The following is a 6,373-nucleotide window of genomic DNA, read 5'->3' as shown; positions in this document are numbered from 1 at the left end:
GTCCAGCTCGGCGCGGGCCGCTTTGCCCTCGCCGGGCGCGACCTCCGCCCCGCCGGCGCCCCCGTGGACGGCGGCGGCCTGCGCGGGCGGCCTCGCGCGCGCGGCGGTCCGGCCGTCCGCCGGGCCGCCGGCGCCACACGTCTCGGCCAGGAGCGCGTGCAGCCCGCGGCCCTCCTCCACCGCCACGACGAACCCCGCCGGCGACGGCGCCGACGGATCGAAGGGATCGCGCACCGCCACGGTACGGACGGTGCCCGCGACCGGCGCCCCCTCGCCCGGCTCGCCCTCCAGCGCCAGCGCGAACCGATCGCCGGGCGGCGGCGACAGCGGGCTCGGCACGAACAGGCGGCGCTTCACGGGATCGTAGGTCGTCGCCTCCCACCCCGGACCGCCCATCGCGAGCGCCAGCACCGGCCGCGGCCCGGGCGGCTCGGGCGGCGCCTCCAGACCGGCCGCCGCCGCGAGCGCCGCCACGCCCTCGGGGATGCGGTCCGGCGCGATGGAGGTGCGCGCGTCGCTGGCGCGGAGCGCCTCGGCCACGTTCGCGCGCGTGGAGGCGGTGGCGTGCGAGAGCGGCAGCGCGAGGCCCCCGGCCCGCGCGCACCAGAACGCGAGGCGCGACACGTGCGCAGCAGGCGCCGACGGGCCGAGGCGCACCACGGCCAGCAGGCCCTGCGAGTCGCGGCGGAAGCCCGCCTCGCAGCCCTCCAGCCCGTCGCGCACCAGCGAGAGCAGCGTGGCGAGCGCGCCCATCACCTCGCGGGCGCGGTTGCCGTGCAGGTGGCCGAAGCTCACGACGATGGACTCGGACATCAGAAGCTCACCTCCAGCACAGGGTGACGGTGGGGACAGGGGACGCCGGCGCGGGCGGCGTCCTCGCAGGGCGCGAGCAGCTCCACGCGCGGGCGGCCGACGTCGGCGGCGGGCTCGGGCTCGGCCTCGGCGCCCTGGGCCGCCACGGCGCTGGCGCGGACGGAGGCGCCCGGCGCCGAGCAGGCCGCCAGGCCGGCGAGCAGGCAGGCGGCCGCCGGCCCGAGGACGAGGAATCGTGCGGTCATCGACGCGCCCCGAAGCACGGATCGCACCGCCGCGCCGGGCCCGGAATGACGCCGGTTTCGCGGCCGCACCCGGGTCGCCGCGCCCCACCCGCGCTGCGCGCTGCACCCGGCGTGCGGGCTCACCCGCCCCCGCCCATCGACGCGGAAACCCGCGCCGGCCGTGAAGTTCGCGATCCGTCGCACGCCGCCCCGCCGGCCCCCGCGCGCGGCGGGTCCGCCGGCACTCGCGAGTCCCGCGCCGCGTCGGCCGGGCGTGGGACCGCCCGGCCCCTGCGGACGGGAGGAGGCGCGTCAGGCCCGTGACGGCCGGGCGCGCGAGCCCGCCGCGCGCCTCGGCGGCCACGCGCGAGGGTGCGACCGGATGGCGCCCCGCCCCGTCCTCCTGGGATGGGCACGTCCTGGCCGTCCGGCTTATCCGGTGGGCATGCGCTTCCTGCACCCGGAGCACGACGAGACGCTCGAGCTGTCGCTCGAGGACGTGTTCCTCGTCCCCAGCTACTTCGACGGCGGCTCCCGGCTGGAGGTGGACCTCCGGCCGGTGGACTTCCCGGGCGGCTCGCACCCGGTCGTCTCGGCGAACATGAACGCGGTCACCGGCAAGCGGATGGCCGAGACCATGGCGCGGCTGGGCGGGATCGGCGTCCTGCCGCAGGACATGAGCCTCGAGACGGCGGCGCGCATCATCCAGCACATCCGCTCCGCGGACCCGCGCCACGACACGCCCCTCTCCGTCTCGCCGCGCGCCACGCTGCGCGACGTGCAGGGCATCATCCGGAAGCGCGCGCACGACATGGTGGTGGTGGTGGACGACGAGCGGCGCCCGGTCGGCATCGTCACGCACGCCGACCTGCGCGACCAGGACCAGTACTCGCCGGCCGCGTCGTTCATGTCGTCGCGCCTCGTGACGATCCCGGTGGGCACGCCGAACCGCGAGGCGTTCCTCCGCATGGAGGAGCAGCGGGTGAAGGCCGCGCCGGTGGTGGACGCGGCGGGCCGGCTGGTCGGGGTCCTCACCCGCGACGACGCCGTGCGCCTCGAGCTGCTCGCCCCCGCGCTCGATCCGGCCGGCCGGCTCATGATCGCGGCCGCGGTGGGGATCTCCGCCGACGCCGCCACCTCGGCCGCGCGCCTCGCCGAGCTGGGCGTCGCGGCCATCGTGCTCGACACGGCGCACGGGCACCAGCGCCGGATGATCGAGGCGATCCGCGAGGTGCGGCGGGCCGTCGGCGACCGCCTGCCGCTGGTGGCCGGCAACGTGTGCACGCCGGAGGGCACGCGCGACCTGCTCGAGGCGGGCGCGGACGTGGTCAAGGTGAACGTGGGCCCCGGCGCGATGTGCACCACCCGCATGCAGACCGGCGCCGGGCGGCCGACGTTCACCTCGGTGCTCGCGTGCGCCCGCGAGGCCCACCGGCGCGGCCGCCACGTCTGGGCGGACGGCGGCGTGCGCGATCCGCGCGACGTGGCGCTCTACCTCGCGGCCGGCGCGTCGCGCGTCATGATCGGCACGGCGCTGGCCGGGACCTACGAGAGCCCCGGGGACGTGAAGGAGGATCGCGAGGGGCGGCCGTACAAGGAGAACTACGGGATGGCGAGCGCGCGCGCGGTGAGCGACCGCACCGCCGGCATCGACCCGTTCGAGCGCGCGAAGAAGGGCTTCTTCCGCGAGGGCATCTCCACGTCGCGCATCTACATCCGCGAGGGCCGCGAGAGCGTGGGCGCCATCCTGGTGGACGTGATCACCGGCGTGCAGTCGGCCTTCACGTACGCCGGCGCGGCGTCGGTGCCCGAGTTCCACCGCAAGGCGGTGGTGGGCGTGCAGACTGCCGGCGGCTACGGCGAGGGCAAGCCGCGCGGGTGAGCGGCGGCGGCCCCGCCGCGGCCGGCCACGGCCCGGCGCGCGAGCGCGCGGAGCAGGTCCACGTAGGAGACGATCCCGACCACCCGATCGCCCGCGTCGAGGACCGGGACCGCGCCCACCCCCTCGTCGGCGAAGATCGGGAGCACGTCCGCGAGCGGGACCCCAGCGCGCACGTAGATGGGATCGGGGGTCATCGCCTCGGACACCGGCTCCTGCAGCGCCTCCAGCGTCGCGTCGAGGAAGGACGCGGCGTCGGTCCCGAGCCGGCTGCGCAGGTCGCGCTCGGACAGCATGCCGGCCAGCCGGCCCTCCGCCGTCACCACCGGCAGGTGGCGGAAGCCCCCCTCGAGCAGCGCCTCCGCCGCGTCCGACAGCGTGGCGTCCAGCTCCAGCGTCACCGGCGACCGCGTCATCACCGCGTCCACCGCCACCGAGTGCAGCCTCTCGCGCGCGCTCGCCATCCTCGAGCCCTCCTGCTGCGTATGTGGCCGGGACGGACCCCGGCGGCCCGGCCATCGCGGGGCTGCGCCGGGGCGCCGCGTCGAGGCGGGTCACCCCGCGCGCGTACGGGCGCCGGTCACCCCACCACCGCCGCCTGCGCCGCCAGCCGCTCGCGAGCCCGATGAGCACGGTCATGGCTCGGTCCGGTAGAACCAGCCCTTGGCGAGCTCCGCCGCGGCCACGTACAGGGCGGTGATCGCGCAGAGCGACGCGAGCAGCGCGGGGGGCAGCGGGACGAAGCCGAGCACCCCCGCGTGCGGCAGGTACGGGATGGCGAGCGCGAGCGGGACCAGCGCGATCGTCGTCCCCAGCAGCAGTGGCCCCGGCCGGCTGCGGAAGAACCGGCGCCGGGTGCGGACCACCAGCGCGATGGCCAGCTCGGTGAGCAGCGACTCCACGAACCACGCGGTCCGGAAGCGCTCCGGGACCGCGTGGAACGGCCCGAGCAGCGCCGCGAAGGTGAGCAGGTCGAACGCGGAGCTCAGCAGGCCGAACTCGACCATGAAGCGCGCGACGAAGCGCAGGTCCCAGCGGCGCGGCCGGTCCACCAGCTCGGGGTCGACCGCGTCGCCCGCGAGGCCCACCGCCGGCACGTCGGAGAGGAAGTTGTCGAGGAGGATCTGGCCGGCGAGCATGGGCAGGAACGGCAGCACCAGCGAGGCCGCGGCCATGCTCACCATGTTGCCGAGGTTCGCGCTCATGGTGGTGAGCAGGTACTTGAGCGTGTTGGCGAAGGTCCGGCGGCCCTCCTCGATGCCGCGGCGGATCACGTCCAGCTCGCGCTCGAGCAGCACGAAGTCGGCCGCCTCGCGCGCGACGTCCACCGCGTCCGCCACCGAGAGGCTCGTGTCGGCGGCGTGCATCGCCGGCGCGTCGTTCACGCCGTCCCCCAGGAACCCCACCACGTGCCCGGCGCGCTTCAGGGCGAGGATGATCCGCTCCTTCTGGTTGGGGTCGACCTCGACGAACAGGTCGGTCCGCTCGGCGGCGTGCCAGAGCGCGTCGCCGTGCAGCGCGTCGAGCTGCTGGCCGGTGAGGACGCCGCCGGCGCGCAGGCCCACCCTCGGCGCGACGTGGCGGGCGACCAGCTCGGCGTCGCCCGTGATCAGCTTCACGGTGACGCCCAGCGCGGCCAGGTCCGCGACCGCCTCCGCCGCGCCCGCCTTGGGCCGGTCGCCGAACGTGAGGAACCCGGCCAGCTCCAGCTCGCGCTCGTCCTCGCGGCCGTGGGCGCGCCCGGGCGCGAGCGCGCGGGTGGCCACCGCCAGCACCCGCACCCCGTCCGCGCTCCAGCGCGCGAAGCGCGCCTCCAGCGCCGCCCGGGCCGGCCCGTCCAGCGGCGCCCCGCCCTCGAGGCGCGCGCAGGCGGCGAGCACGGTCCGGAACGCGCCCTTGGTGATCAGCCTGACGCCGTCCGGCCCGCCCGCCACCACGCTCACGCGCTTGCGGACGAAGTCGAACGGGATCTCGCCGAGCTTCTGCAGCGCCGAGACGTCGGCCTGGCGCGCCCGCAGGATGGCCTCGTCGAGCGGGCTGGCGACGCCCGTCTCCAGCGCGGCGCACCGGGCGGCGAGCTCCAGCACCCCGGGCGACGGGGCACCGGCCACGTCCCAGGCGCCCTCCAGCGCCACCACGCCCTCGGTCAGCGTGCCCGTCTTGTCGGTGCAGAGGACGTCCATGCTCCCGAGGTTCTCGATGGCCCCGAGGCGGCGGACCAGCACGCCGTGCCGGGCCATCGCCTGCGCGCCGCGCGCCAGGTTCACGGTCAGGATCGCGGGCAGCAGCTCGGGGCTCAGGCCGACCGCCAGCGCGACCGAGAACAGCAGCGTCTCCACGGCGGGGCGTCCGCGGAGGACGTGCGCCGCGAACACCACCAGGACCATCACCAGCATGGCGATGGTCAACAGGTAGCCGAACCGCCGCAGCCCGCGCTCGAACTCGGCCTCCGCGGGCCGCACCGTGAGGCGGTGCGCGATGGCGCCGAGCTGGGTGGCGCCCCCGGTCGCCACCACCACGCCGCGCCCGGTGCCGCTCCGGACGTTCGTGCCGAGGAACACCGAGCCGGTGCGGGCGGGCATCGGCGCCGAGGCCGGGACCCGGCCCACCCGCTTCTCCACCGGGAAGCTCTCGCCGGTCAGGACGGCCTGGTTCACGAACAGATCGGTCGCCTCGAGCAGCACGGCGTCGGCCGGGACCAGCATGCCCGCCGAGAGGATCACCACGTCGCCGGGCACGAGCTCCTCCGCGGCGACGGATCGCGGCGCCCCGTCGCGCACCACGCTCGCGTGGACGCGCAGCCGCGCGCGCAGCGCGGCGGCGGCCCGCTCCGCCTGGTACTCGCGCGCGAAGCCGATGGCGGTGCTCGCCGCGAGGATCGCGAGCACGATGAGCGCGTCGAGCCACTCGCCGCTCGCGGCGGCGGCCAGCGCGGCGAACACCAGCAGCAGCATGAGCGGGCTGCTCAGCTGCCGCGCCGCCACCCGGAGGCGCGAGAGCGGGCGGTGCGCCCGCACCACGTTCGGCCCGTGCGCCCGGAGGCGCCCGGCCGCCTCCGCGGAGGTCAGGCCCGCCGGCCCGGAGCCGAGCTGCGCGAGCACGACGTCCGGCTCGAGCATCCACGGCGGCTCGGGCGCCGCGGCCGGTCCTCGGGGCGCCTCGCGCCGCGGCTGCAGTCGCGCCTCCATCGGCTCGCCCCCCAGCGCGCGCCGTCGGCTCGACGGTACGCCGCACGGCGCTCCGTCCGAGCCGGCTCCTCCGGGCTGGCCCGCAGGCGTGCGCCGGACGGCGCGCCGGGTGCCCCTGCGTCGCCCGGACGCGGCCATAGGGAGTCCCCCTGCTGCCTGCGCGTGCCCCGACGACGAGTGACTACGATCGCGGGCACCGGGGACGCCGGGGCGGTGTGCCCGGCGCGGGGGAGCAGGCCATCTCGCAGCGGCTTCCAGCTCCCGAGGCC

General features: G+C 77.1%; 4 protein-coding genes and 1 pseudogene. 1 reads left to right on the top strand and 4 read right to left on the bottom strand.

All coding sequences use genetic code 11. The features are described 5' to 3' along the window. Together PSR1_RS20845 and PSR1_RS20840 are read right to left on the bottom strand one after the other, a co-directional pair. A pseudogene (locus tag PSR1_RS20845) lies at positions 1 to 813 on the bottom strand (histidine kinase); the annotation flags it as partial. After that, positions 813 to 1,058 (bottom strand): hypothetical protein, encoded by a 246-nt coding sequence (locus tag PSR1_RS20840; RefSeq protein ID WP_059439303.1) that lies wholly within the window; start codon positions 1,056 to 1,058, stop codon positions 813 to 815. The gene PSR1_RS20840 and the pseudogene PSR1_RS20845, both read right to left, overlap by 1 nt. 424 nt (positions 1,059 to 1,482) lie before the next feature. Here PSR1_RS20840 and PSR1_RS20835 point away from each other — a divergent pair, with 424 nt between their 5' ends. Further along, positions 1,483 to 2,919 (top strand): GuaB1 family IMP dehydrogenase-related protein, encoded by a 1,437-nt coding sequence (locus PSR1_RS20835; RefSeq protein ID WP_059439302.1) that lies wholly within the window; start codon positions 1,483 to 1,485, stop codon positions 2,917 to 2,919. Here the strand turns inward: PSR1_RS20835 and PSR1_RS20830 are convergent. Then, on the bottom strand, positions 2,892 to 3,380 hold the full coding sequence (locus PSR1_RS20830; RefSeq protein WP_059439301.1) for an HPP family protein: 489 nt from the start codon (positions 3,378 to 3,380) through the stop codon (positions 2,892 to 2,894). The two genes, PSR1_RS20835 and PSR1_RS20830, sit on opposite strands and share 28 nt — an antisense overlap. 171 nt (positions 3,381 to 3,551) lie before the next feature. After that, a complete protein-coding gene (mgtA, locus tag PSR1_RS20825; protein ID WP_059439300.1) occupies positions 3,552 to 6,035 on the bottom strand; it encodes a magnesium-translocating P-type ATPase in 2,484 nt (827 codons plus the stop codon). Positions 6,036 to 6,373: the final 338 nt, after the last annotated feature.

It is taken from the genome of Anaeromyxobacter sp. PSR-1, from assembly GCF_000964525.1.
Taxonomy (GTDB): Bacteria; Myxococcota; Myxococcia; order Myxococcales; family Anaeromyxobacteraceae; genus Anaeromyxobacter.
This window is presented reverse-complemented; position numbering and strand designations above follow the sequence as displayed.

Bases quoted from the DNA above. Each gene is read 5' to 3' on its own strand.
- PSR1_RS20840 (WP_059439303.1), bottom strand. From the start codon at position 1,058: ATGACCGCACGATTCCTCGTCCTCGGGCCGGCGGCCGCCTGCCTGCTC.
- PSR1_RS20835 (WP_059439302.1), top strand. From the start codon at position 1,483: ATGCGCTTCCTGCACCCGGAGCACGACGAGACGCTCGAGCTGTCGCTC.
- PSR1_RS20830 (WP_059439301.1), bottom strand. From the start codon at position 3,380: ATGGCGAGCGCGCGCGAGAGGCTGCACTCGGTGGCGGTGGACGCGGTG.
- mgtA (WP_059439300.1), bottom strand. From the start codon at position 6,035: ATGCTCGAGCCGGACGTCGTGCTCGCGCAGCTCGGCTCCGGGCCGGCG.